This is a genomic window from Paractinoplanes rhizophilus (genome assembly GCF_042664765.1).
Classification (GTDB): Bacteria; Actinomycetota; Actinomycetes; order Mycobacteriales; family Micromonosporaceae; genus Actinoplanes; species Actinoplanes rhizophilus.
Genome location: NZ_JBHTBJ010000066.1, coordinates 1 through 24,835, shown reverse-complemented (window position 1 = coordinate 24,835; position 24,835 = coordinate 1). Strand labels below are relative to the sequence as shown.

Annotated in this window: 19 protein-coding genes and 1 pseudogene; 9 read left to right on the top strand and 11 right to left on the bottom strand. The window is 70.9% G+C overall.

Translation table 11 applies throughout. The annotated features are described in order from the left end of the window. Nucleotides 1–403: 403 nt before the first annotated feature. The 4 genes from ACFQS1_RS38780 to ACFQS1_RS38765 form a co-directional block, all read right to left on the bottom strand. Nucleotides 404–1,387 (bottom strand): GNAT family N-acetyltransferase, encoded by a 984-nt coding sequence (locus ACFQS1_RS38780; RefSeq protein ID WP_378977737.1) that lies wholly within the window; start codon nucleotides 1,385–1,387, stop codon nucleotides 404–406. Between the two features lie 218 nt (nucleotides 1,388–1,605). Further along, the gene (locus ACFQS1_RS38775) at nucleotides 1,606–2,343 is read right to left on the bottom strand and encodes an SCO6745 family protein (RefSeq protein WP_378977735.1); all 738 of its coding nucleotides are present in this window, start codon (nucleotides 2,341–2,343) and stop codon (nucleotides 1,606–1,608) included. 76 nt (nucleotides 2,344–2,419) lie between these two features. After that, a complete protein-coding gene (locus ACFQS1_RS38770) occupies nucleotides 2,420–3,355 on the bottom strand; it encodes a hypothetical protein (RefSeq protein ID WP_378977733.1) in 936 nt (311 codons plus the stop codon). A 1-nt stretch (nucleotide 3,356) separates the two neighbouring features. Then, nucleotides 3,357–3,989, bottom strand: a complete 633-nt coding sequence (locus ACFQS1_RS38765; RefSeq protein ID WP_378977731.1) for an MBL fold metallo-hydrolase — start codon at nucleotides 3,987–3,989, stop codon at nucleotides 3,357–3,359. A 107-nt stretch (nucleotides 3,990–4,096) separates the two neighbouring features. Between ACFQS1_RS38765 and ACFQS1_RS38760 the strand changes: the two genes are divergently transcribed. After that, nucleotides 4,097–5,077: a DUF4349 domain-containing protein gene (locus ACFQS1_RS38760; protein WP_378977729.1), complete on the top strand. Its 981-nt coding sequence runs from the start codon at nucleotides 4,097–4,099 to the stop codon at nucleotides 5,075–5,077. 48 nt (nucleotides 5,078–5,125) lie between these two features. Here ACFQS1_RS38760 and ACFQS1_RS38755 read toward each other — a convergent pair whose 3' ends face one another. Both ACFQS1_RS38755 and ACFQS1_RS38750 read right to left on the bottom strand, forming a co-directional pair. Beyond that, nucleotides 5,126–6,391, bottom strand: a complete 1,266-nt coding sequence (locus ACFQS1_RS38755; RefSeq protein WP_378977727.1) for an amidohydrolase — start codon at nucleotides 6,389–6,391, stop codon at nucleotides 5,126–5,128. Between the two features lie 252 nt (nucleotides 6,392–6,643). Next, nucleotides 6,644–8,209 (bottom strand): acyl-CoA mutase large subunit family protein, encoded by a 1,566-nt coding sequence (locus ACFQS1_RS38750; RefSeq protein ID WP_378977725.1) that lies wholly within the window; start codon nucleotides 8,207–8,209, stop codon nucleotides 6,644–6,646. A gap of 205 nt (nucleotides 8,210–8,414) precedes the next feature. Here ACFQS1_RS38750 and ACFQS1_RS38745 point away from each other — a divergent pair, with 205 nt between their 5' ends. Further along, complete coding sequence (locus ACFQS1_RS38745; RefSeq protein ID WP_378977723.1) at nucleotides 8,415–10,319, top strand: serine/threonine-protein kinase; 1,905 nt, start codon at nucleotides 8,415–8,417, stop codon at nucleotides 10,317–10,319. 21 nt (nucleotides 10,320–10,340) lie between these two features. Continuing rightward, nucleotides 10,341–11,990: a phospho-sugar mutase gene (locus ACFQS1_RS38740; protein WP_378977721.1), complete on the top strand. Its 1,650-nt coding sequence runs from the start codon at nucleotides 10,341–10,343 to the stop codon at nucleotides 11,988–11,990. A gap of 55 nt (nucleotides 11,991–12,045) precedes the next feature. On the opposite strand, the gene ACFQS1_RS38735 is transcribed toward ACFQS1_RS38740, so the two are convergent. The 4 genes from ACFQS1_RS38735 to ACFQS1_RS38720 form a co-directional block, all read right to left on the bottom strand. Next, a complete protein-coding gene (locus ACFQS1_RS38735) occupies nucleotides 12,046–12,729 on the bottom strand; it encodes a GOLPH3/VPS74 family protein (RefSeq protein ID WP_378977719.1) in 684 nt (227 codons plus the stop codon). Nucleotides 12,730–12,807: 78 nt separating this feature from the next. Further along, nucleotides 12,808–13,950, bottom strand: a complete 1,143-nt coding sequence (gene wecB / locus ACFQS1_RS38730) for a non-hydrolyzing UDP-N-acetylglucosamine 2-epimerase (RefSeq protein WP_378977717.1) — start codon at nucleotides 13,948–13,950, stop codon at nucleotides 12,808–12,810. Continuing rightward, complete coding sequence (locus tag ACFQS1_RS38725) at nucleotides 13,947–16,187, bottom strand: bifunctional glycosyltransferase/CDP-glycerol:glycerophosphate glycerophosphotransferase (protein WP_378977715.1); 2,241 nt, start codon at nucleotides 16,185–16,187, stop codon at nucleotides 13,947–13,949. Before ACFQS1_RS38725 ends, wecB begins: the two co-directional genes overlap by 4 nt. Continuing rightward, nucleotides 16,188–17,630 carry a stealth family protein gene (locus tag ACFQS1_RS38720; protein WP_378977713.1) on the bottom strand — a complete coding sequence of 481 codons (1,443 nt, stop codon included), beginning with the start codon at nucleotides 17,628–17,630 and terminating at the stop codon, nucleotides 16,188–16,190. A gap of 322 nt (nucleotides 17,631–17,952) precedes the next feature. On the opposite strand from ACFQS1_RS38720, the gene ACFQS1_RS38715 reads away from it, so the two are divergent. Further along, nucleotides 17,953–18,441, top strand: coding sequence for an NUDIX hydrolase (locus ACFQS1_RS38715; protein ID WP_378977711.1), 489 nt, complete (start codon nucleotides 17,953–17,955; stop codon nucleotides 18,439–18,441). Here the strand turns inward: ACFQS1_RS38715 and upp are convergent. Continuing rightward, nucleotides 18,438–19,070, bottom strand: coding sequence for a uracil phosphoribosyltransferase (gene upp, locus ACFQS1_RS38710; protein ID WP_378977709.1), 633 nt, complete (start codon nucleotides 19,068–19,070; stop codon nucleotides 18,438–18,440). The two genes, ACFQS1_RS38715 and upp, sit on opposite strands and share 4 nt — an antisense overlap. A 59-nt stretch (nucleotides 19,071–19,129) precedes the next feature. Between upp and deoC the strand changes: the two genes are divergently transcribed. The 5 genes and pseudogenes from deoC to ACFQS1_RS38685 all read left to right on the top strand — a co-directional run. Beyond that, a complete protein-coding gene (gene deoC, locus ACFQS1_RS38705; protein ID WP_378977707.1) occupies nucleotides 19,130–20,056 on the top strand; it encodes a deoxyribose-phosphate aldolase in 927 nt (308 codons plus the stop codon). Nucleotides 20,057–20,181: 125 nt separating this feature from the next. Next, nucleotides 20,182–21,600 (top strand): aldehyde dehydrogenase family protein, encoded by a 1,419-nt coding sequence (locus tag ACFQS1_RS38700; protein WP_378977705.1) that lies wholly within the window; start codon nucleotides 20,182–20,184, stop codon nucleotides 21,598–21,600. Between the two features lie 79 nt (nucleotides 21,601–21,679). Next, entirely contained in the window at nucleotides 21,680–22,516 is an 837-nt protein-coding gene (locus tag ACFQS1_RS38695) for an aldehyde dehydrogenase family protein (RefSeq protein WP_378977740.1), read from the top strand. 117 nt (nucleotides 22,517–22,633) lie between these two features. Further along, the gene (locus ACFQS1_RS38690; protein ID WP_378977703.1) at nucleotides 22,634–23,581 is read left to right on the top strand and encodes a DNA primase; all 948 of its coding nucleotides are present in this window, start codon (nucleotides 22,634–22,636) and stop codon (nucleotides 23,579–23,581) included. Nucleotides 23,582–23,806: 225 nt separating this feature from the next. Next, nucleotides 23,807–24,835 (top strand): annotated as a pseudogene (locus ACFQS1_RS38685) (transposase); the annotation flags it as partial.

Genomic DNA, 24,835 nt, shown 5'->3' with positions numbered 1-24,835 from the left:
CAGTGAGTGCACGAGCACCTCCCAGCCGAGGCCGACAAATCCCGTTAAAGACCCGAAGCCAGTAAGCAGAAGGGTCAGACCCCGGCGGGAGGTGCTCATGAACATCATCTCTGTAAGCAGAGCAAAGGTGTCCGCGCTCCTTCGGGACTGCCGCGGGGCGGTGTAAATGGGGTAGCGCGTCTGTCACCCGATGGTGGTGGTTAGGCAAGTACGGGCACGGCTTCGCAGACCCCTTTGGGCTTGGCGAACAAGCGGGCAGGGCCTCGACAACCCGCCGACCAGCAAAGTTCTGCCGTTAGCTCCCTTCGTCGACACCATTTACGGGTCAGGCAGCGCAGACAAGTGGGACGAAGCCGCGGCCGGGCATCGCGTGGCGGAGCCGAACCACCGACCCGAAAGATGCCTAGGCGACCCGGGCTTCCACGAAGGTGCGGTAGACGTTGGCCCGGTACATCGGCGTCATCCCGACCGACAGGTAGAGCCGCACGGCCTCGGTCGGGTTCTCGAGATCGACGCCGAGGCCCGCATGCTTGCGCCCCTTCGCCGCATAGACCGCGAAGGCCCGGCGCAGGAGCGCCTCACCCAAACCCCTTTTCCGGTACGGGCGGAGCACGGCGAGCCTTTTCACCCAGCCTTCGTTGTCCTCGACACCGGCATCGGACGACTGCAGCGACCCGGCCACCCGGCCGTCCACCTCGGCGACGAACCACTCGTCGAACGACACCGACGGCTCGTTGGCGACCTGGGCGCGCCACGTCGGATAGTCGACCGAGAAGTGATCGGTGTCGCGGAACGCCTCCTCGATCACCGCGTGCAGCGCGCGCAGATCGTCCTCGTCGTCGCCCCGGACCGGGCGCACCGTCACGCCGGCGGGCGGCTCGGGCGCGGTGTGCGGCACGCCGTCGAGCGGCATCCGCATGCGGGCGTGCTGTTTGAGGAAGACGAAACCGGCCCCGGTGAGCGCGTCGATGTACGGCTGCTCGGTGGGAACGGCGCCGGCGCGCACCTCGTACCGACCGTGGCCGAGCTCGGCGGCCCGCCCGCTCATCCGGTCGAGGATCAGCGCGAGCAGCGGCCGCATCGCCGGGCGCCCGCGCGCGGGGTCGACGAACACCTCGAGGAAGTCGCGGTCGCCACCGGTAACGTTGTGCGGGAACGTCCAGCCGACGATCGCGCCCGCCGCGTCGAGCGCCACCCAGCTGTCCCGGCTCATGTCGGTGTGCGGGTCGGTGAGCATCTCGCGCACCTCGTCGGCGGTGAAGTCGGGCTCACCGATCGCCGCGATGTCGCTGGCATGCACCACGGCCAGGATCCCGGACACGTCGTCGAGCGTCGGCCGGCGGGTGGTCCAGCCCTCGGGCAGCGCGGTCGTCGCGACAGCGGTCATCAGCGCATCGCACCACGGACAACGCCGCCGGTCGACCGAATATCGACGGCGCCCGCCCTGTGGACAGCCTCGGAAACCTGTCGTACCCGTGTGCTTTCCTGGCCCCGCCCTACCGGGTGGGGGCGATCAGCGGGCGCCGCGCACGGGCGATCAGCGGGCGCCGTGCGCGGGCGATCAGCGGGCGCCGCGCACGGGCGATCAGCGGGCGGCCGGGGCGGTCAGTGGGTGAGGCGCTGGCTCATCGACTGGAGCAGGCCGACCAGCTCGATCCGCTCGGCCATGTCGAGCGCGCCGTAAGCCTGTCCCGCCAGCGCAGAAGCGACCGAGTCGGCCCACATCAGCCGCCGCACGATCGGGCCGGCCGGCGGGTACGGCGGCTGCCAGCCGAACGCGACCGCGCCCGTCTCGCCCTCGGGCCCGGCGATGATGGCCTGCAGCGGCGTGAGCCCGCTGGCTCGCACGGCCACCAGATGCACGCCGAGCCGGTGCTCGTGCAGCAGGTGCAGGGCGACCGCGGCCCGGGCGCCGGCCGCGCGGTCGGGCACCGGCATGGCCCGCCAGGCGGCGAACAGCGGCAGCGCGGCGCAGTCGACCGCGTCCACCACCCGGCCGGCGAGCTCGAGCATCCGGTCCAGCCTCGGGAAGCCGCCGAGCTGCTCGATGCCCCACTTGCACAGCTCGTGCAGGTGCCAGCTGGCCACTTCCATGGGCGCCGACGCCTTGGCGGTCGATTCCCAGCCGTCGATGACGGCGTCGGGGGCGATGAATCCGATGGCCGCGGCCACCGTCTCGGGTCGTACGTCACCGAGCGCACCGGCCCGCGCAGACACGTGGTACGCCCAGCCGGAGAGCCCCAGCAGTCGCGCGCGGCGCAGCGTCTGCGGTGACTCGGCGAAGGCGCCGACGATCGTGGCGAGTCCCGTCATGGCGGTGGCGGCAGCCTGTTCGGGTGTCACGCGCCGATTCTGCTCTCCCCGGCCCGTTCTGGAAAATATTCTTCCCGTCCGACGGAAGGGATAAATGTCCAGATCCTCAGTCGGGCTCGCCGGACTCGAGATCCTCCAGGGCCGCCTGCACGTCGCCCACCCGGCGACGGGCCGCGGCCACCTCCCGCTCGGCGGCGCGCCGGGCCTGTTTGCGGCGGGCCACGTCGGCCTGCGCCTCGGTGCGCCGCCGTTCCAGCTCGGCCAGCTCGGCGTCCAGATCCTCGACCAGGTGCCCGGCGTCGCGCTCGGCGCCCTCGGCCCGCTCGAGCTGCTCGTCGGCGCGGTGCTCGGCGGCCTCGGCGGCGCCCAGCTCGCGGCGCAGCTCCCGGCGCCGCTGCTCGATCTGGCGGCGGCGCCGCTCGGCCGCCTGTCGCTCCCGTGTGGACTGCTGCGGGAACTCGACGACCTCGCCGCCCTCGTCGTCGTCCTCGGCCTCCTCGTCGAACTCGTCATCGGTGTCGCTGACCAGGCGCAGCCGGGGCTTGGGCACCTCGCCGAAGCCGGCGTAGCTGGCCGCCCGGATCAGCCGTCCGGTGCGCACCTGGGCCGCGATCGACGGCTCGGCCAGCGCCGCGGACAGCGTCGCCTCCACCTCGCCCAGCGGCAGCTTGGCGCCCGGATCCGCCTCCAGCGCCAGCTTGCGGGCCGCGCCGACCAGCGCCGAGACCACCTGCCGGCGCTGCGCGGTCAGCTCGCGCAGCTGGTCTCCCTGGAGGCCGCGCTGGGCGTCGCGCAACGCGGCCGACAGGTCGACCAGCTCATCGATCAGGTCGGGCCGCCGCAGCGCGAGCAGGTTGACCACCCACGCCGCCACGGTCGGCTTCTTGAGCGCCGCGAGTCGCTTCGCCGTGTCGCGGTCGCCGGCCCGCTTGGCCTCGTCGATCGCGGCGGTCCGGGCCGCCACGAACCCGTCCGGCGGCTGCTCGTAAAGCCGCTGGATCAGCTCGTCGGTGGTGCCGGCCGCGCCGGAAGGTCTGGTCACGTCAGATCGTGGTCCCGGGTTCGAGGTGGGCGTACGTGGTGCCGGAGAGCCGGTCGAGGTGACCGTCGGAGATCCTGGCGCCGGTCGCGGTGAGCAGCGCGTCGTGCAGCGCGTAGGCGCGGCCGGGCCGGACCGCCCGAACGAAGTCGATCGACTCCATCAGCTTCATCCAGGGAGCATTCAACGGGACGAACAGCGTGTCCACGGCCGTGTCCTCCGGAACGGTGAACGAGTCGCCGGGGTGATAGACGTTCGCGTCGTCGTCGCCGATCAGGTAGGCGAGGTTCGCGACCCGCGGGATGTCCGGGTGGATCAGCGCGTGCTCGCCGCCGAACGCCCGTACCCGGAAACCGGCGGCGCCGAATTGCTCACCGGGACCGACGGCGGTCGCGATGTCGCCGCAGGCGGCGAGCTTGGGCAGCACCTCAGCGTGGGCGAAGACGCGCAGGTCCGCACGCTTGCCGGCGGCGTCGGCCACCGCCGCCACATCGAGGTGATCGATGTGCTCGTGGGTGATCAGCACCGCGTCCGCGCCATCCAGCGCGGACCGCTCGCTGAACTCGCCCGGATCGACGACCAGCACTCCGTCGCCCTCGATCCGGAGGCAGGAATGCGTGAACTTCGTGACGCGCACGGGATCCCTCCGCTGCCGATTCGTAATCGCTCGCCCCGCAGTCTGCCGGAACCAGGTGCCGTGTGCCTTACGTCTCACGTGCACGCCCAACGGGGATGGAGAAAATCATGCGCCTCAGACCCACATACATCGTCTCTTCCGTGCTTCTCACCGGGGTTCTCCTGGCCGGATGCAGCGCCGGAGCGTCCGACGACTCAGCATCCGATGCCGCCGGCGTGTCGGCCGCCGACAAGGCCGTCGCTCCCGAGCAGCGGGCCGTCGGCGGCGCGGCCGAGGCCCCGCCCGATCCCGCCACCGGAAAGGACCAGCCGGCGCAGGCGCCCGACCTGAGCGTGGACCAGCGGTCCATCATCTATCGCGGCAGCATCTCGGTGCGGGTCAAGGACGACGTGAACGCCGCCGCCGGGCAGGCCTCCGGCATCGCCACCACGGCCGGCGGCTTCATCGGCTCGGACAACCGCACCAGCGGCACGGGTGGCTCGGGCACGGCGACGCTGACGCTGCGGGTGCCGGCCGGGAAGTTCACCACCGTCGTCGACCAACTGTCCAAACTGGGCACCGAGGAACACCGCGAGATCAGCACCGAGGACGTCACCGAGGAGACCGTCGACCTCGACGCCCGGATCACCGTGCAGCAGGCCCGGGTGGACAGTGGACGGCGGCTGCTGGCCCAGGCCAAGTCGCTCAACGACCTGGTGATGCTGGAGAAGGAGGTGGCGTCGCGGGAGGCCGACCTGGCGTCGTTGCAGGCCAAGAAACGGCGGCTGGCCGACCTCACGGCGCTGTCCACCATCACCGTCACCTTCCTCGGCCCGGCCGCGGCGGTTGCCGAGAAGGAGGAGAACCCGGGCGGATTCGTCGGCGGGCTGTCGGCCGGCTGGGACGCCCTGCTGGCCTCGCTCAAGGTGCTGCTGACCGTGCTGGGCGCGCTCCTGCCCTGGCTGCTGGCGATCGGCCTGCCGGCCTGGGCCGTGTTCTACCTGTTCCGTCGCTTCCGGCCGAGCCGGGTGACGAACCGTCCGGCGCTTGCGGCGCCGGGCGCGGCGCAGGCGCCGGCTCCGCAAGCGGAGGAAAACGACAAACCCTGATACCCGTACGGCCCGCGGCGCGCTCGACGCCGCGGGCCGGGACAGAGACTAAAACTCGCCGGTGGAAAGTGCCGCCAGTGCGGTGTGCACGAAGACCCGCACGCCGTAGCCGATCGCGCTCTCGTCCACGTCGAAGCTGCCCTGGTGCAGGTCGTGCCGCTCGGCCGAGCCGGGCACCCCGGTGCCCAGCCGGATCATCGCGCCGGGCACGTGGTCGAGGTAGAACGAGAAGTCCTCGCCGCCCAAGCTGATCTCGGCCTCGACCACCCGGTCGGCGCCGAGCGCCGCGCCGGCCGCGCCCGCGATGACCGCCGTGGCCATCCGGTCGTTGATCACCGGCGGCATGCCCCGGCGGTACCCGACCTCGACCTCGGCCCCGGTCGCCGCGACCACGTCCCGGATCAGCTTGGTGATCAGCTCGGGCGCCTCGCGCCACGCCTCCCGGCTGAGGATGCGCACCGTGCCGCGAGCCTCGCCGGAGCCCGGGATCGCGTTGAACGCGTCGCCCGAGTGCACCGAGCCCCACACCATCGAGACGCCGGCCCGCGGGTCGATGCGCCGGTCCAGCAGCGCCGGCACGTCCACGATCACCCGGCCCAGCGCGTGCACCAGGTCGGCGGTCAGGTGCGGCCGGGCGGTGTGCCCGCCGGGCCCGGTCAGCTTGACCTCGACGATGTCGGCGGCCGCGGTGAACGGCCCGGAGCGGACCCCGACCAGCCCGGCCGGCAGCTGCGGGTAGCAGTGCAGCGCGTAGATCGCGACGACGTCCTTCAGGCCGCCGGCCGCGACCACCTCGGGCGCGCCGGACGGGATGCTCTCCTCGGCCGGCTGGAAGATCAGCCGGACCCGGCCGGGCAGCTGACCCTGCTCGGCCAGCTGGGCCAGGGCGAGACCGAGCCCGAGCAGCACCGTGGTGTGCACGTCGTGGCCGCAGGCGTGGGCGACGCCGTCGACGGTCGAGCGGTACGGCACGTCCTTGAGGTCCTGCAACGGCAGGGCGTCGAGGTCGGCGCGGAACGCCACGACCCGGTCGCCCTCGCCGATGTCGCAGATCACACCGTTGCCCTTCGGCAGCAGGCGCGGCGACAGGCCGGCCACCGCCAGCTCGCGGGCGATCAGGGCGGCGGTCTCGAACTCGTGGTGGGAACGATCGGGGTGCGCGTGAATGTGCCGACGAATCGCTACGAGCTCCGCGCCGTGGGCGGCGAGCCAGCGGTCGAGCTGGCCGGGCAGGGGCTCGGCGCCGGGCAGCGGCCCGGGCCACTCCGTCTCGGGTTCCCCAGGCGAAGGGGGCGCCGTCAGAGCAGTAGTCACGTCGGTTTCCGTATCGCTCTCGAAGGATTGTCGTGTTTGCTTGACGCGCGACAGCTTAGACCCATTTTGGTGACGCTGTGCAACATCATTCCCGTGCACGCTGGGTAGCGCTGGGTCACGAATGCCCTGATAAGAGCGTTCGATGAGAGGCGAGGGGATGCCCGGGGTGTCGTCCCTGCGCAGCATCTGGCCCTCCACCTCCTACAACGTGTAACGGATCGTGGAGGTGATGACCCACACCACGAGTCCGGCTCAGAAACGCTCCACCGGGTGGTGGACGCCCCACACACCACGCAACGTGTGGCATACCTCGCCCACGGTGGCACGTAACCGCAATGCCTCTTTCATCAACGGTAGGACGTTCTCGGTCCCCTGGGCGGCCTTCGCCAAATCCGCCAGCGCGCTCTCGACGGCCGCCGAGTCCCGTTTCGCCCGGAGATCGGCGAGCCGGGCGACCTGGGCGGCCTCGATCGCCGGGTCGACGCGCAGCGGCTCGTACCGCTCCTCCGCCTCGCTGGTGAAGCGGTTGACGCCCACCACGACCCGCTCGCCGGAGTCGATCTCGTTGGCGATCCGGTACGCCGAGGTCTCGATCTGCTCCTTCTGGAAGCCCTGCTCGATCGCGTCGACCGCCGACCCGTACGAGAAGACCCGCTCGATGAGCCGGGTCGCCTCGGCCTCCACCTCGTCGGTCATCGCCTCGATCGCGTAGGAGCCGGCGAACGGGTCGACCGTGCCGGTCAGGCCGCTCTCGTAGGCGAGCACCTGCTGGGTGCGCAGGGCGAGCCGGGCCGACTTCTCGGTCGGGAGCGCGATCGCCTCGTCGTACGCGTTGGTGTGCAACGACTGCGTGCCGCCGGCGACGGCGCCCAGAGCTTGGATCGCCACCCGCACGAGGTTGACCTCGGGCTGCTGGGCGGTGAGCTGGACGCCCGCGGTCTGCGTGTGGAAGCGCAGCATCAGCGACTTCGGATCGGTCGCGCCGAACTCCTCGCGCATGATCCGGGCCCACATCCGGCGGGCCGCCCGGAACTTGGCGATCTCCTCGAGCAGGGTGGTGCGGGCCACGAAGAAGAACGACAGCCGCGGCGCGAAGTCGTCGACGGCGAGCCCGGCGGCGAGCGCGGCGCGCACGTACTCCATGCCGTTGGCCAGCGTGAAGGCGATCTCCTGCGCCGGGGACGCGCCCGCCTCGGCCATGTGGTAGCCCGAGATGGAGATCGTGTTCCATTTCGGGATCTCGGCGCGGCAGTACGCGAACGTGTCCGCCACCAGCCGCAACGACGGCTTCGGCGGGAAGATGTACGTGCCGCGCGCGATGTACTCCTTGAGGATGTCGTTCTGGATCGTGCCCTGCAGCGCCGCGCCCGGCACCCCCTGCTCCTCGGCCACCAGCTGGTAGAGCAGAAGCAGCAGAGCTCCCGGCGCGTTGATCGTCATCGAGGTCGACACCTGGTCGAGCGGAATGCCGTGGAACAGCTGCCGCATGTCCTCGATCGAGTCGATGGCCACACCGACCTTGCCGACCTCGCCGTGGGCGATCGGGTCGTCGGAGTCGTACCCCATCTGGGTGGGCAGGTCGAACGCGACCGACAGGCCCATGGTCCCGGCCGCGAGCAGCTGGTGATAGCGCGCGTTGGACTCGGCGGCCGTGCCGAATCCGGCATATTGCCGCATGGTCCAGGGGCGTTTGGTGTACATCGTCGGGTAGACGCCGCGGGTGTACGGATACTCCCCCGGCTCGCCGATCGGCACGTCCGCGGGCACGTCCCCGGGGCGATAGACCGGTTTGATCTCGAAACCCGACTCTGCGTTCACACCCGTGATCCTAAAGCTTCGTTCAGGACGCCAGCGTGAGGGGTTTTGCACAGAGAGTCCGATGAGTCGAACGGAAAGCGGCCTTCCGGTCACGATCCGTCGACTTCGCAGGAACACCCGCGTCGTGACTTTCAAATCGGGGGCCGCACCCGGCAAGATAGCGGGGTTGGTCGACAGCCCCTACATCCCCTCGGTGGCATCCTCAGTGACTCAGATTCCGACGTGGAGCGGCGGCAACACTGCTCCCACCAGCGGACGCGCAGCCCCGGGCACGCTCATCGGCGGGCGATACACGCTTCGCGCGGCGGTGGGGCACGGCGGCATGGGCACGGTGTGGCGAGCGGCGGACACGCTGCTGCGCCGCGACGTGGCGATCAAGGAGGTCGTCCTCCCGCCCGGCCTGGCCCCCAGCGACCGCGACGCCATGTACGAGCGCACCATGCGCGAGGCCCGGGCCGCGGCCGCCCTCCAGCACCCGGCGGTGGTGCAGGTCTACGACGTCGTGCACGAGAACGGCCGGCCGTGGATCGTGATGGAGCTGCTCGATGCGCGCAGCCTCGCCGACATGGTGATCGAGGACGGGCCGGTCACGCCCCGGGTGGTCGCCAAGATCGGGATCGCGCTGCTCGGCGCGCTCGAGGTGGCGCACGCGCACGGCGTGCTGCACCGCGACGTCAAGCCGGCCAACGTGCTGATCTGCTCGGACGGCCGCTGCGTGCTGACCGACTTCGGCGTCGCCCGGATGCCCACCGACGTGCAGCTGACCACGCCGGGCATGGTGCTCGGCTCGCCGCACTTCATCTCGCCCGAGCGCGCCATGGGCAGCGACTTCGGCCCGCCGAGCGACCTGTTCTCGCTGGGCGTGACGCTGTTCACCGCGGTCGAGGGACGCCCGCCGTTCGACAAGGGCGACCCGATCGAGACCATGCACGCGGTGGTCGAGGACCCGCCGGCCCCGGCCGTGCGGGCCGGCTCGCTCACCCCGGTGCTGATGGGCCTGCTGGAAAAGGACCCCAACCGGCGGATGGACGTGCAGACCGCGCGCACCATGCTCCGGCAGCAGCTGGCCGGCCCGCTGGCCAGCACCAGCCCGCCGCACATGATGACCGATCCGTACTCGGTGGTGCCGGCCCAGCGCCCGCCGGCCGCGCCGGTCGAGACGCAGCCGCTGCCGCCGCAGCCGAGCGGTCAGATCGGCGGCCGCGCCATGCTCGCCCCCGGCGAGTCGCTCACCGACCACCTGGCCAAGCTGCAGCAGGGCAACGCGGCCGCGGCCGGTGGCCGCCGGCGCGCGCCCGAGCCCGACGACACGCTGATGCCCGGCGGCGCGACCGGCTACATGCCGACGACTCACGGCGCCGACCCCACGAGCCTGATCCCACCTCGCGAGGCGTGGAACGGTGCTCCAATGGGCGGCACGATCGTGCGCAGCCCCGCCGCCAAGCGCCGGGCGATGATTGACAACGCGGTGGGCTCGGCCCGGGCCGCCACCGGCAAGGCCGTCGCGACGTTCCAGGGCTGGCCGCGCAACAAGCAGCTGATCGCCGGCGGCGGCGCGCTCGCCCTGGTGATCGTGCTGGTGCTGGTCGTCTCGCTGTCCGGCGGCGGCGACGACACGCCGACGACGCCGGTCGCGCAGCCGCAGACCAGCCAGGCGCCGGCCACCGACGTCGAGACCCAGGACTACCAGGGCAACGACAAGGTCAGCGTCAAGGTGCCGGCCGGCTGGAAGAGGGCCGCGAGCGGCAACTACGTCGACTACTTCGACCCGGACGACAAGCAGCGCAAGGTTCGCGTCCTGGTCGAGCCGGGCTCGATCAAGCCGCAGCGGTTCGTCACCGAGACGGCACCCGGCACGCTCAAGAAGTCGAAGGCGTGCCCGTCGCCGTACAAGCAGGTCGACACCATCGACGTCGAGGTGTCCGGGCAGCCCGGGGCGCAGTTCGAATACACCTGCGGCAACGGCGACGGCATGCGCCACGGCATCTGGCGAATGACCACCGCCGGCGGCAACATGTACTCGTTTTACCTCACGACGTCGGACGCCACCTTCGCCGACAGCAAGAAGTATTTCGACGCGATGGTGGAGAGCTTCAAAATCAACCTCTGACGGCTGTGCTATCAATCCCTAGTGGCGCCTGACGACAACGAACTGCGAGTAGCGGCCGAAGCCTGGCTGGCCGACGACCCCGATCCGGCGAGCCGCGACGAGCTGCGTGAGCTGATCGACGGGCTGCCGGGCACGGCCGAGGAGTTGCGCGACCGGTTCGCCGGCCCGCTGACCTTCGGCACGGCCGGCCTTCGCGGCCGGCTGCGCGCCGGGCCGAACGGGATGAATCTCGCGGTGGTCACGCGGGCGGCGGCCGGGCTGGTCGCCTGGCTCGCCGAACAGGGCGGCGCGGGGCCGCTGGTGATCGGGTACGACGCCCGGTACGGCTCCCGAGACTTCGCCGAGCGCACCGCCCGGGTGGCCACCGGCGCCGGGCGCGAGGCGCTCGTCATGCCGTCGACGCTGCCCACGCCGGTGCTCGCCTACGCCGTCCGGGAGCTCGACGCGGTGGCCGGCGTGATGGTCACGGCCAGCCACAACCCGCCGCAGGACAACGGCTACAAGGTCTACCTCGGGCGGCAGCTGGGCGGGCCGGGCGGCAGCGGCGCGCAGATCGTGCCGCCGGCCGACGCCGGCATCGAGGCCGCCATCCGGCAGGTCGGGCCGATCGCCGGGGTCCGGCTGGGCGTGCCGGGCAAGCTCCTCGACGACAAGATCGTTCAGGGGTACGTGCAGAGCGCCGCCAACGTCCTCACGCCCGGCGGGCCGCGCGACCTGAACGTGGTGTACACCCCGCTGCACGGCGTCGGTGGTGGCACGCTGGCGGCCGCGTTCGTCGCGGCCGGATTCGGATATCCCCCGGCCGTGACCGAGCAGGCCGCGCCGGACCCCGAGTTCCCGACGGTCTCCTTCCCCAACCCGGAGGAGCCGGGCGCGATGGACCGCCTGCTGGCGCTGGCCAAGACGTGCAACGCCGACCTGGCCATCGCCAACGACCCGGACGCCGATCGGTGCGCCCTGGCCGTCCCGACCGGCGACGGATCGTGGCGGGCGCTGCGCGGCGACGAGTTGGGCGTCCTGCTCGCCGACCACCTGATCCGGCGGGGCATCCCCGGCACGTACGCGACCACGATCGTGTCGTCGCAGCTGCTCGGCCGGCTGTGCGCCGCCCGCGGCGTGCCCTACGCCGAGACCCTCACCGGCTTCAAGTGGATCGTCCGGGCCGCCGAGGAGCTGGCCTTCGGCTACGAGGAGGCGCTGGGCTACTGCGTGGCCCCGGCGCTGGTGCGCGACAAGGACGGCATCACGGCGGCGCTGACGGCCGCGGAGGTCGCGGCCGGGCTGCAGGCCGAGGGACGGACGATCCAGGACCGCCTGGACGAGCTGGCGGCCGAGTTCGGCGTGCACGCCACCGACCAGCTCTCGGTGCGGGTCGACGACCTCGCCGAGATCGGCGCGGCGATGGGCCGGGCCCGGCAGCGGCCGCCGGCCACGCTGCTCGACGCGCCGGTCACCGCCGTCGACGACCTGCTGCCCGAGAACGACGTGCTGACCCTGCGCACGGCCGCGGCCCGGGTGGTGATCCGGCCGTCGGGCACGGAGCCGAAGCTCAAGGCGTACCTGGAAGTGGTCGAACCGGTCACCGAGGGTGACGTGCCGACGGCCCGGACCCGCGCGGCGGACGCCCTCAAGGTCCTCCGTCAGGAGGTCGCCGCCGCGCTGGGGGTGTGACCGCCGCGCGCCGGGTCGGGGACGGCTTGCGCGCCGGGCCTCTGCCCCGCGCGGCCTAGGCCGGTTTCGGGGCGCCCAGCGCGGCGCTGATGGCCTTGCCGAGCGTGTGCATGACCAGCGCGACCGCCGGGCGGACCACCGAGTCCTCGAGGTCGACCGAGCCGGAGAAGCCGGCGCCGGTGGCGATCTGCTCGAGCCGCTGGTGGGCCCGGGCGGTCTCCTCGGGCGGCAGGCGCAGCGCCGGCTCCATCCGGGTGGCGACCAGCAGGGTGGCCAGCGCGGCGGTCCGCTCGTCGCACATGCTCTGGCCGGTCAGCGCCTCGGCCAGCCGGCGCCGGATCTCGGCCTCGTAGGCCGGGTCGGTGGTCGGGTAGCGGTGGACGTGGATGAACTCCATCTGGGTCTCGTCCACGTCCTGCACCACGCCGCGGGCGACCAGATCCTCGAGCACGCGGGTGCGCAACCGGTGGCGCAGCCGCTGCAGCCACTGGCCCGGCGTGTGCGGCTCGTCGTCGGCGGCCTTGGCGAGCACGGTGTCGGCGATCGGGTCGCCGGTCGGGGTCGGGTCGATCACCTTGAGGAAGCCGTCGGAATACGCGACCCGACCCGCGAGCGCCAGATCGACCAGCACGGCCGCGGCCATGCCGAGGTCCAGCCCGATGCGGGAACCGGTCGCCTTGCCGGTCTGGTCGTCGTAGGCGAGGAGGAGCAATTCCTCGGCAAGCGGAATGGAGGTCATGTGACGCAACGATAGTGGCCCGAGTCACGCCCGGCGATCGTGAGGTCGGGTGGTCCCTGTCCCCCGTACCGGGTCGCGCTACGCCGGCAGGGACGACTCGGCGGGTACCGCCGCCGCCTTGCCCTCGTCCGAGGCGACCTTGTCCATCACGTCCATGATCTGCTGGGCCGTGGTGCCGTCGCCGTACGGGTTCTGGATGGCCGCCATCCGGGCGTACTCCGCCGGATCGTCCAGCAGCCGGACCGCCTCCCGCACGATGTCGTCCCGGCCGGTGCCGACCAGGCGCAGGGTGCCCGCCGCCACCCCTTCCGGCCGCTCGGTGGTGTCCCGCAGCACCAGGACCGGCTTGCCCAGGCTGGGCGCCTCCTCCTGGATCCCGCCGCTGTCGGTCATCACCAGGTGCGACCGGCTGAGCAGGTTGTGGAAGTCGGTGGTGCCGAGCGGCTCGATGATCTCGATCGCCGGGGCGGTGAGGTACTGGTCGGCGGCCTGCCGGACGACCGGGTTCATGTGGATCGGGTAGACGATCTTGTGAGTGTCGCCGTACCGCACGGCGATGTCGTTGATCGCCGCGAACATCTGGCCCAGCTCGGAGATGTTCTCCCGGCGGTGCACGGTCATCAGGATCAGCCGGCGGTCGCCCAGTTCGTCGAGCACCGGATGCCGGAACGACGGCCGGACGGTGTACCGCAGCATGTCGATCGCGCTGTTGCCGACCACGAAGATCCGGTTCGGGTCCTTGCCCTCGCGCTCCAGGTTCTGCCGGGTCACCTCGGTCGGCGTGAAGTGGTAGTCGGCGAGCACGCCGGTGATCTGCCGGTTCATCTCCTCCGGGAAGGGGGAGTGCTTGTTGTACGTGCGCAGGCCGGCCTCGACGTGCGAGAGCGGCACGTGCCGGTACAGCGAGATCAGGCTGCCGGACAGCGTGGCCGACGTGTCGCCGTGCACGAAGAGGTGATCGGGCCGCACCCGGGCGACCACGTCGTCGAGCGGCGCGACCGTACGGGCCAGGATCTCGGCCAGGCTCTGCTGCCGGGTCATGACCTTGAGGTCGAAGTCGGGGGTCACGTCGAGCTCGGCGAGCAGGTTGTCGAGCATCTCCCGGTGCTGGCCGGTGTTCACGATCACGACCTCGTGCTGCCGCGACCGCGCTTCCATGATCACCGGGTACAGCTTGATGAACTCCGGTCGCGTGCCGAAGACGAACATGATCTTGCTCAACGGGGAGCACCCCTCTCCAGGACCGCCTCGATGATTCGCTTGCGGTTCTGGCCGTCGTTGCCGAAGGCGAAGAACTCGTCGGCCCGGGCCACCTTCTCCGGGTCGGGGGCGAAGGCCCGGCCGGTCACCGCCGCGATCGCCGCGACGGTGCCGTCCACCGTCTCGGTCCGGTAGCCGAGCTCGCTGTACAGGTCGAGGTCCGCGCCCGAGTTGGTGCTGTGCCGCTGCGCCTCCGGGAAGGTGAAGTAGACGACCGGGCGGCGCAGGTACAGCACGTCGAACGAGATCGACGAGTAGTCGGTGACCAGCAGCCGGGCGGTGGAGAGCAGGTCGGCGAAGCTGACCACGTCCTCGTACCGGGAGACCTTGACCAGGTCGGTCTCCGGGAAGCAGGACGCGAACTGGCTGATGCTCGAGTGCAGGACCAGCTTGAGGTGCACCCCGGCCTCGGCCAGCGCGGCCGCGAGCCGCGGGTCGTAGACCAGCTTGTGCCAGTTGCGGAAGAACTCGGAGGCGCGGAAGTCCTCCTCCTCGGCGTCCGCCAGGAACGACCGCCAGGTGGGGCTGACCAGGATGTAGTCGCCGTCCCGGGCCTCCAGCAGGTCGTGCCGGGCGAGCCCGGTCAGCTTCAGCGAGTCCGGCGTCAGGTTGTACCGCACGTTGTTGATCAGGCCGTCGAACTCGCGCTGGGACGACGAGCAGAACGTGTGGTACGTCTTCACGCCCAGCCAGCTCGACAGGTCGGACCGGATGATGCCGTGCTGGAGGAAGTTCAGCTTGTAGCGCGGCTTGCCGGCGGGCGCGCCGAACTCGGTCCACGGCGTGATGATCACGTCGTCGACGTGCGAGGCGAAGAAGTGCTCGCAGTTGTAGAGCAGCTTCCACTGCGCCACGGTGTTGTACTCGACCACGTTGAAGCCGTCGGCCACGAGCCGGTCGTAGTCCGGGACGTCGCGGCGGATCACGAACGCGATCTTGTCGTGGATCTTGTTGTCCCGGACGTAGCGGTAGAGCGCCTCGGCGTTGTCGGACGCCTTGTCCCGCCGGTCCATGAACACCCAGTAGCCGTTCGGGGTGCCGGTCAGGTTCTTGCGGATCCGGCTCGTCCAGACCTTGCCGAGGCCGCGCTCCTTGACGACCCGCCGGCCCAGCCCGATCGCCCGGCTCGCCCGCAGGCCCAGGCGTACCGGCCGGGCCTGCAGCGCCTTGAGCTCCTTGGCCTGCCGGTTGTTGCGCCGCGCCAGGCCGCGCGCCCGGTGGTCCATGAAGAACAGCATCAGCTGGCTGTACCGCCGGGCCCGCAGCAGCTCGATGATCCGGTGGTCGGTCGGGTTGGTGGTCTGCAGCAGGCGGTCGAAGCCGAACGAGTCGCAGGCGCGCCAGGTGAGGTCGAGCGCCTCGTCGGTCAGGTCGGGGTCGAGCAGCAGCAGCTTGGGGAAGTAGAACGTGCGCAGCAGCGCGGCCACCCGGTAGGCCACGATCGCCTCGTTGAAATACACCGACAGCGCGTCGTCGAGGCCGTGGAAGATGACCTCGAGGTCCTCGAACACCTTCAGCTTGATCTTGCTGGTGATGCTGCCGGTCCGCGCGACGGTGTACAGGTACACCACGTCGTTGATCTTGGTGATCCGGTCGCTGAGGAACAGGAACTTCTTGTCGAAGATCTCGTCCTCGCTGCTGCTGACGCCCTCCAGGAAGCGCAGCCCCCACTCCTCGATCCGGCTGCGCCGGTAGATGGTCTTGAGGATGACCGGACGCTGGCCGAGGAGGTCCAGCTTGATCGAGTACGAGTTCTGGTTGTAGTACGGCTTGTCGGCGAGCCAGTCCACCCAGACCTTGCTCTCCGGGCCCTTCTTCTCCTTCACGCCGTACCGGGTGGCGATCACGATGTCGCTCTGGTGCTTCTCCATGGCGTGCAGGAGCTTGCTGTAGCCGTCCTTGTAGATCCGGTCGTCCGGATCCATGAAGATCACGTAGTCGGCGGTCGCCTTCTCCAGGCCGGCGTTGCGCGGCCGGCCCGGCCCGCCCGACCCCTTGTCGAACCGGATCGGGAAGAAGTTGTCCGGGAACCGCTGCTGGTACCGCTCGATGATCTCCCAGGTTCCGTCGGTCGAGCCGTCATCGACCGGGATCACCTGGAAGTTGGCGAATTCCGACTGCTTGACGATCGTCTGGAACGCATCATCGATGAATGCCTCTACGTTGTAACAGGCCAGGATGATCGAAACCTTGAACAACTAAGCTCCCTGGTCGGACAACTCGAAGGGCGAGGGGAACGGGTAATACGCGGTCAGGAAGTCGGTCAGCATCGTCGCCTGCGCCTCGGCCGAGATCTCTCCCGACTTGGTGTCGTTCAGGCAGAACAGCTGATGATGCCGCTTACGCAGGGCGTTGGCCAGACGCTTCGGCGTGAGCGGGTCGGCGAGGTCCCGGTACATGTACTGCACGTCGCCCAGCACGGCGCGGCCGGTCAGATAGGACCAGTGCTGCTGGAGGGACGAGGTGAGCGAGATGTCGTCCGGGTGCCGGAACTGATGCGATGCGGTGACCGCGAGCAGCTCCGGGTACTTCGCCTCGATCTCGGCGAGAACGCTGCGCCGTGCGGCGTGCGGCGTGTGCTTGATCTTGAAGGCCAGGAAGCGCCCGAACTCCTTCTCGATCACGGCTCGGTTGTTCTTGCCGGCCGACATCACCGGCGGCTCATCCGCGGTGACCGGCCCGCAGTCGACCCGGATCCGGGACAGGTAGACCCGGGTCTGCCCGGAAGCGGTGAAGAAGAAGCCGGGCAACAGCGCCTGCCCGAGGAAGACGTCGTCGTTGATGTAGATGAACTGCTCGGAGAGCCCGTCGATGTGGTGCAGCCGGGTCTCGATCGCCATCGAGTTGAAGGTCGGCAGCTTTCCGGCGGAGCCGAAGATCTCCTTGTGGCTGAGCACAGTGACCCGCGGGTGCTCGGTGTTCAGCCAGGCCGGCACCTGATCGTCGGTGACCAGGAAGACGTTGCGCACCCAGGGCGCGTACGCATGCAGCGAGCGCAGCGAGTACCGCAGCTCGTCGCGGGAGAGGTAGCGCGACGCGTTGGCCGCCTCCTCGTTCTGGCCCACCCAGCCGTTCTCGGCCAGCGCCGCGTTCTTCCGGGCCACCCAGGCCGGATCGGCGCCGTCCACCCAGGTGTAGACGACGTCGATCGGGAAGTCGACGTGCTCGAGCGGCGGCACCAGGAAGGGCTGCCGGGTGCGATACCGGGCGCCGCCCTCCTGGGCGTGGAAGTCACCGAAGGCGCTCTCGTCCGCCTCCACCTCGGCGTCGGTGTGCAGCAGGACGTCGGTGGAGAGGTTGAAGCGGGGCGCGACCAGCCGGTCCGGCTCCGCCCGCCAGAACTCCACCTCGCACGCCTGCTCGGCGCCGAACAGCAGGCGCCGGCCCGGGTCAGTCACCGGCCAGTACACGGCCGTGGCGCCCTCCACGGGGGCGACCGTGGCGCCCGCCGCAGCGAGGCCGGCCAGCACCCGCTCGACCGGGGCCCGGTGGGCCTCGGGGACGCCCAGCACGCTCGACTGCCACTGCAGCGGCGGCACCCGGAAGTACGGCACGCCGGCCGCCTCCAGCGCGGCCACCACCCGGTCCAGGTTCGCCGTGCGGACCGACAGCGGCGAGGCGGCCGGCACCGTGGGCGCCACGTCGATCTCACCGGGAACCGTCGGGTGCAGCCGCCGACGCAGAGCATCACGCATAGTGACGGGGAGCGCGCGCGACACCCATTGGCGCACGGGTCGCGGAACGACCGCACGCACATCACGCAGAGGTGGCACGAACTCGTCCTTCCCCATCACTCGGCTCAGATCACGGGCGGCGCCCGGCGACACGCTCGACGCGCCCGGCACAAACGCGCGGCGGAAAGGCTATCACCTCCCCCACTCGCCGTTACGGCTCGGCGAAGGGGGCCGGACGGGCGATGGGGTGCTCTAGGATCGCGGCTCGCCGCGTCGGACGGAGGAGTCAATGCAGGCCGTGCTCGCCACTCTCGGCTACATCCTGTCGCCCGACCGGCGGCGGGTGCTGATGATCCGGCGGGACGCCCGTCCGGACGACATCCACTACGGCTACTACAACGGGCTCGGCGGCAAGCTCGAGCCCGGCGAGGACGTGGCGGCCGGGATGCGCCGCGAGATCCACGAGGAGGCCGGCATCGAGTGCTCGGCGCTCGAGCTGGCCGGCACGATCTCCTGGCCCGGCTTCGGCCGGGACGGGAGCAACTGGTTCGGCTTTCTCTTCCGCGTCCCGTCCTGGACCGGCACGCCGCTGACCGGCAACGACGAGGGCAGCCTGCACTGGGTGCCGGTGGCCGACGTCCTGGCCGGCAACCTGCCGATGTGGGAGTCGGACCGGCACTTCCTGCCGCTGGTGTTCGCCGACCACCCCACCGTCTTCCACGGCGTGATGCCGTTCGCCGGCGGCCGGGCGCTGAGCTGGAGTTACTCCACCCTCTAGAACCGCCGCATGCCGCCGAACTGCCGGTCGCCGGCGTCGCCCAGGCCCGGCACGATGTACGCCTTGTCGTTCAGCCCCTGGTCGATCGAGGCGGTCACCAGCCGCAGCGGCAGCCCGGACTCGCTGAGCCGGGCGATCCCCTCGGGCGCGGCCAGCACGCAGCAGATGATCACGTCGGTGCAGCCGCGGTCGACCAGCAGGCGGCAGCAGTGCAGCAGCGACCCGCCGGTGGCCAGCATCGGGTCGAGCACCAGCGCCGGCTGCCCGGACAGGTCGGCCGGCAGCGACTCCATGTACGCCCGGGGCTCGAACGTGTGCTCGTCGCGGGCCAGCCCGACGAACCCCATCGACGACTCCGGCAGCAGCGCCAGCGCCGAGTCGGCCATCCCGAGGCCGGCCCGCAGCACCGGCACGATCAGCGGCGGATTGGCCAGCCGGGTGCCCTGGGTGGGCGCCACCGGGGTGGTGATCGGGTACTGCTCCACCGGGAACGAGCGGGCCGCCTCGTACACCACCATGGTCGTGAGCTCGTGCAGCGAGGCGCGGAAGACGCCCGAGTCGGTCTCCGCGTTGCGCATCGCGGTGAGCCGGGTCTGGGCCAGCGGGTGATCTACGACGAGTACGTCCACGGCGACAACCTACCGGTCAGTCAAGATCAAATGTCACCGGCCTGCGTAGAATCCTTCTCATGACTGCGACAGCGACGTCGACCGCCAACCTGCGGGCCCTCCTGCACGGGCTCCCCGGGGTCGACAAGGTGGGCGTCGAGGCCAGGGCGGCCGCCCTCGGCACCCGTTCGGTGAAGACGACGGCGAAGGCCAAGGCCATCGATCTGGCGATCCGGATGGTCGACCTGACCACGCTCGAGGGCGCCGACACCCCGGGCAAGGTGCGGGCGCTGTCCGCCAAGGCGCTGCGTCCCGACCCGGCCGACCCGAGTTGCCCGCCGGTCGCGGCGGTCTGCGTCTATCCCTCGATGGTCCCGGTGGCCGTGTCGGTGGTGGCCGGCAGCGGGGTGCACGTGGCCAGCGTGGCCACGGCGTTCCCGTCCGGTCAGGCGCCGCTCGACGTCAAGCTGGCCGACACCCGCGACGCGGTGGCCGCCGGCGCCGACGAGATCGACATGGTGATCAGCCGGGGCGCGTTCCTGGCCGGCGACTACGCCAAGGTCTTCGACGAGATCGTGGCGGTCAAGGAGGCGTGCGGCGGCGCCCACCTCAAGGTGATCCTCGAGACCGGCGAGCTGGGGACGTACGACAACGTCCGCCGCGCCTCCTGGCTCGCGATGATGGCCGGAGCCGACTTCATCAAGACCTCCACCGGCAAGGTCCCGGTCGCGGCCACCCTGCCGGTCACGCTGATCATGCTCGAGGCGGTGCGTGACTTCCGCGCGCAGCACGGGCGGCAGGTGGGCGTCAAGCCGGCCGGCGGCATCCGTACGACGAAGGACGCCATCAAATACCTGGTGCTGATCAACGAGACGGTCGGCGACGACTGGCTGTCCCCGGACTGGTTCCGCTTCGGCGCGTCGTCGCTGCTCAACGACCTGCTGATGCAGCGCACCAAGCTCGCCACCGGCCACTACGCCGGCCCGGACTACTTCACGCTGGACTGAGCTGAGCCACCGAGGCGGCTTCGCCGCACTGCAAAGGGAAGCTGAGCCACCGAGGCGGCTTCGCCGCACTGCAAAGGGAAGCTGAGCCACCGAGGCGGCTTCGCCGCACTGCAAGGGAAGTAGAAATGTTCGAATACGCTCCGGCCCCGGAGTCCCGCTCGATCGTCTCGCTCGAGCCCACCTACGGCCTGTTCATCGACGGCTCCTTCGTCGAGGGCAAGGGCACGTTCAAGACGGTCAACCCGGCCAGCGAGGAGGTCCTGGCCGAGGTGGCCCTGGCCGCTCCGGAAGACGTCGACCGGGCCGTCGCCGCCGCCCGCCGCGCCTTCGGGCCCTGGTCGGCGCTGCCCGGCGCCGAGCGCGCGAAATACCTCTTCCGCATCGCCCGCATCATCCAGGAGCGCTCCCGCGAGCTGGCCGTCCTCGAGTCGCTCGACAACGGCAAGCCGATCCGGGAGTCGCGCGACGTCGACCTGCCGCTGGTCGCCGCGCACTTCTTCTACTACGCGGGCTGGGCCGACAAGCTGGCGTACGCCGGTTTCGGCCCGGATCCGCGGCCGCTCGGCGTCGCCGGCCAGGTGATCCCGTGGAACTTCCCGCTGCTCATGCTCGCCTGGAAGATCGCGCCGGCGCTGGCCGCGGGCAACACGGTGGTCCTCAAGCCGGCCGAGACGACGCCGCTGTCGGCGCTGTTCTTCGCCGACGTCTGCCGCCAGGCCGACCTGCCGCCGGGCGTCGTCAACATCATCACCGGCGCCGGCGACACCGGCCGCTACCTGGTGGAGCACCCCGACGTGGCCAAGGTCGCGTTCACCGGCTCGACCGAGGTGGGCCGGCAGATCGCCCGCTCGGTCGCGGGCACCGGCAAGAAGCTCACGCTCGAGCTGGGTGGCAAGGCGGCCAACATCGTCTTCGACGACGCCCCGATCGACCAGGCCGTCGAGGGCATCGTCAACGGCATCTTCTTCAACCAGGGGCACGTCTGCTGCGCGGGCTCCCGGCTGCTGGTGCAGGAATCGGTCGCCGAGGAGCTGCTGGCCTCGCTCAAGCGCCGGATGGCCACGCTGCGGGTGGGCGACCCGCTCGACAAGAACACCGACATCGGCGCGATCAACTCCCGCGCCCAGCTGGAGAAGATTACCGAATTGTCGGAAATCGGGGCTTCGGAGGGCGCCGAGCGCTGGTCGCCGCCGTGCGAACTGCCCGACCGCGGCTTCTGGTTCGCCCCGACGATCTTCACCGGTGTGACCCAGGCCCACCGGATCGCCCGCGAGGAGATCTTCGGCCCGGTGCTGTCGGTGCTCACCTTCCGCACGCCCGACGAGGCCATCGAAAAGGCCAACAACACGCCGTACGGGTTGTCGGCCGGCATTTGGACCGACAAGGGCTCCCGCATCCTGGCCGTGGCCGACAAGCTGCGCGCCGGCGTGGTGTGGGCCAACACGTTCAACAAGTTCGACCCGACGTCGCCGTTCGGTGGCTACAAGGAATCCGGTTACGGCCGCGAGGGTGGCCGGCACGGCCTGGAGGCGTACCTTGCCTAAGTCAGCTCCCACCACGTCGCCGGCGCCGGCTCCCGCCAAGAAGGCGGCGAAGGCGGCGAAAGCCGCCAAGCCCGAGGGCGTGCGGGCCGGGACCACCGCTACCGCACCGCGAAACCGGCTTTCCGTACGCAAGACCTACAAGCTGTACGTCGGCGGGGCCTTCCCCCGCAGCGAGTCAGGACGGACCTATCTCGTGGACGGCGACAACGTGGCCCTCGCCTCCCGCAAGGACGCCCGGGACGCGGTCGTCGCGGCCCGCAAGGCGCAGCCGAAGTGGGCGTCCGCGACCGCCTACAACCGCGGCCAGGTCGTCTACCGCATCGCCGAGATGGTCGAGGCCCGCCGGGCCGAGTTCGCCGCCCTCGGCGTCGCGGCCGACGAGGTGGACGCCGCGATCGACCGCCTGATCTGGTACGCGGGCTGGTCCGACAAGATCGCCCAGGTGGTCGGCAACGCCAACCCCGTCGCCGGGCCGTACTTCAACATCTCCGCGCCCGAGCCGACCGGCGTGGTCGGCATCGTCGCCCCGGCCTCGCTGCTCGGCCTGGTCAGCGTCGTCGCGCCGGCCGTCGTCACCGGCAACACCGTGGTCGTGCTCGCAGCCGGCCCCCAGGTGGCGATCACCTTCGCCGAGGTCCTGGCCACCTCCGACGTGCCCGGCGGCGTGGTGAACATCCTCACCGGACGCCCGGCCGAGACCGCGCCGTGGCTGGCCTCGCACGACGACGTCAACGCGCTCGACCTGACCGGCCTGCCGGATCCCGAGCTCGCCGCCGAGCTGGAGCGCTCGGCCTCCGGCACGCTCAAGCGGGTGCTGCGCCCGACCGGCGAGGTCGACTTCCGGGCCGATCCGGGCCTGCGCCCGATGACCGCTCTGCTGGAGACCAAGACGGTCTGGCACCCGAAGGGTTTTTGACCCGCCTTTATCGGCCGATGCGGAAGTACGGGGGACGGTCGTCCACACTCAGGTGCGCCCATTAGGGTGTGTCGGCAGAATCACCGTCAACCGACCCGCATCATCCCGGAGGTCACCGTGGCCAGCCAGTCCGACGAGTCCGAGGCGTCGACGCCCGTGGACGAGAAGTCCGAGGACGCCAAGTCGGAGCGTTCCGGTGCTGAGACCTCCGGGGCCGAGACCTCCGGGGCCGAAACTTCCGGGCTCTCCGGGTCCGGGGCCACGCTCTCCGGGGCCGACCTGTGGGACGAGGTTCGCATCGAGCCGGTCGAGATCGCCCTTCCCGGCGGCGTCGGCCTGACCCTGCGGGCGTACCGGATGGCCTCCGAGCTGACCCCGACCGAGATCGAGGCCGAGGAGGACGACCCGTTCGAGGCCCGCAAGCGCCCGGTGGCCGGCGACGACGACGAAGAGGTCATCGTCGACGAGGAGTTCCAGGCGCTGCTGGCCGAGGGCGACGACGACGAGGCCAAGGCGGACGAGCCCGACCCGGCCGACTTCGAGGACGAGAAGGACGAGGAGGAGGAGCAGGCGGCCGACGAGGAAGTGCCGATGTTCCTCAGCCACAAGGGCCGTCTGCTGGCGTTCAAGACCCCCGAGTCGCTGGTCTCCTTCATTCGTTCGGGTGCTCCGCACGACCTCGCACAACTCGACACCTGGGCCACCCTGGCCGAGCGGGTACAGTCGACCGACATCGACCCGTCGCCGGAGGACCGCTACGAGCTCGACCTCGTGGTCGAAAACCTGCGCGGCGGTCATGACACGTGGGACCTCTCGCTGCTCATCGCGGCCGGCGAGGTGGCCCGCGACCTGGGGTACGCTCTGCGGCTCAAGCCGGTGATCCTGGCGCTATCGCCCGGGTCGCCGCTCGATGACCTGGACGAGTCGCTTCGCTCCGCGGAAAGCGGGGGAATGGGCGGATTCTTCGGTCGCCGTCGATTGAAGAAAATCGGGGCACAACAGGCAAGCCTCGGATGGCGCTCGGTAATCGGCAAGATCTCTGCCGCTGTGGACTGGCGCGACTGACCCCCGAACAGGGACCATCAGTGCTTGGCCAAAAGCAATAACTATGAGGATTGTTCGCGACGGTGGAGAGCTAGCGTTTGACCGGCACGACCGCGAGACTTGCGGTCGGTCGCGAACGAACCTCAGAGGATTGTTCGCGACGGTGGAGAGCTAGCGTTTGACCGGCACGGCCGCGAGACTTGCGGTCGGTCGCGAACAAGTCTCACCGGGGAGGAGGACGACGCCGTGGCGCTCGTGCGCGTGTACTGCGGTCTCGCGTCGGCTGATGATTCGGTGCGCGGGGCCCAAACCGCGCAACTGACCATTGCCGTGGTTGACGACGCAGGCCGGCTGCTCGGCGTCCACGAGATCGGCGACGACCCCGGCGGCTACGCCGAGCTGGGCGCGCTGCTCGTGGAACGGACGAGTGGGTTCACCGACGCCGCGGTGGCCGCCGACAGCGACGACCACCTGGTCACCTCGCTCCTGATCGCCGCCGGACGGCCGCTGGTCGTCACCGACGACGACACCACCGACGACTTCGCCGAGCGCTTCGCCGACGACGACTCCGCCGAGGAGATGCAGGCGCCGCCGGCCGCCCGCCGGGCCGTGGGCCTCGCCCGGGCGCTGCAGGCCGGCGCGATCGCCGCGGTCACCCAGGCCGCCCCGCGCGAGCTGGTCAGCTACAAGCCGGTCCTGGCCGCCCACGTGGCGCTGCTCGGCGGCCGGCACGCGGCCGCGGTGGCGCTGCGCGAGGTCCTCCGCGAGCTCTACCCCGCCGCCCTGCGCGCCTATCCCGATCCGTCCCACCCGCTCGCCCTGGCCGTGCTGGACGCGCTGCCCGAGCCGGGCCGGCTCACCTCCGGCGGCGCCGAGCCGGAGCAGGTGGCCGAGCAGGTCGCGGCCGAGCTGATCCGGGCCCGGGCCGCCTCCGACGACGAGATCATCGCCGCGGTCACCGCGCTCCACGTGGCGATCAGCGAGTCCCCCCGCCGCGGCGGGGTCAACAAGTCACTCGCGCCGGCCGCCGCCGAGACGGTCCGCAACGCCATCGCCGCGGTTCGCTCCTGCGACGCCGCGTGCGCCTCGCTGATCGGCACGATCAGTGCCCGCAGCGTTCGCTCCACCAGCGCCACTCGGCGCTCGCAGCCCGCCGCGCTCCAGTCCGTCCCGGCGACCGCCGGCCGGCGCAGCCGCCGCGAGCCGATCAGCGCGGGCAGCGCCACGACCACGCCGCAGCCGATGAACGCGCCGCCGGTCGCGCCCCACCCGGTG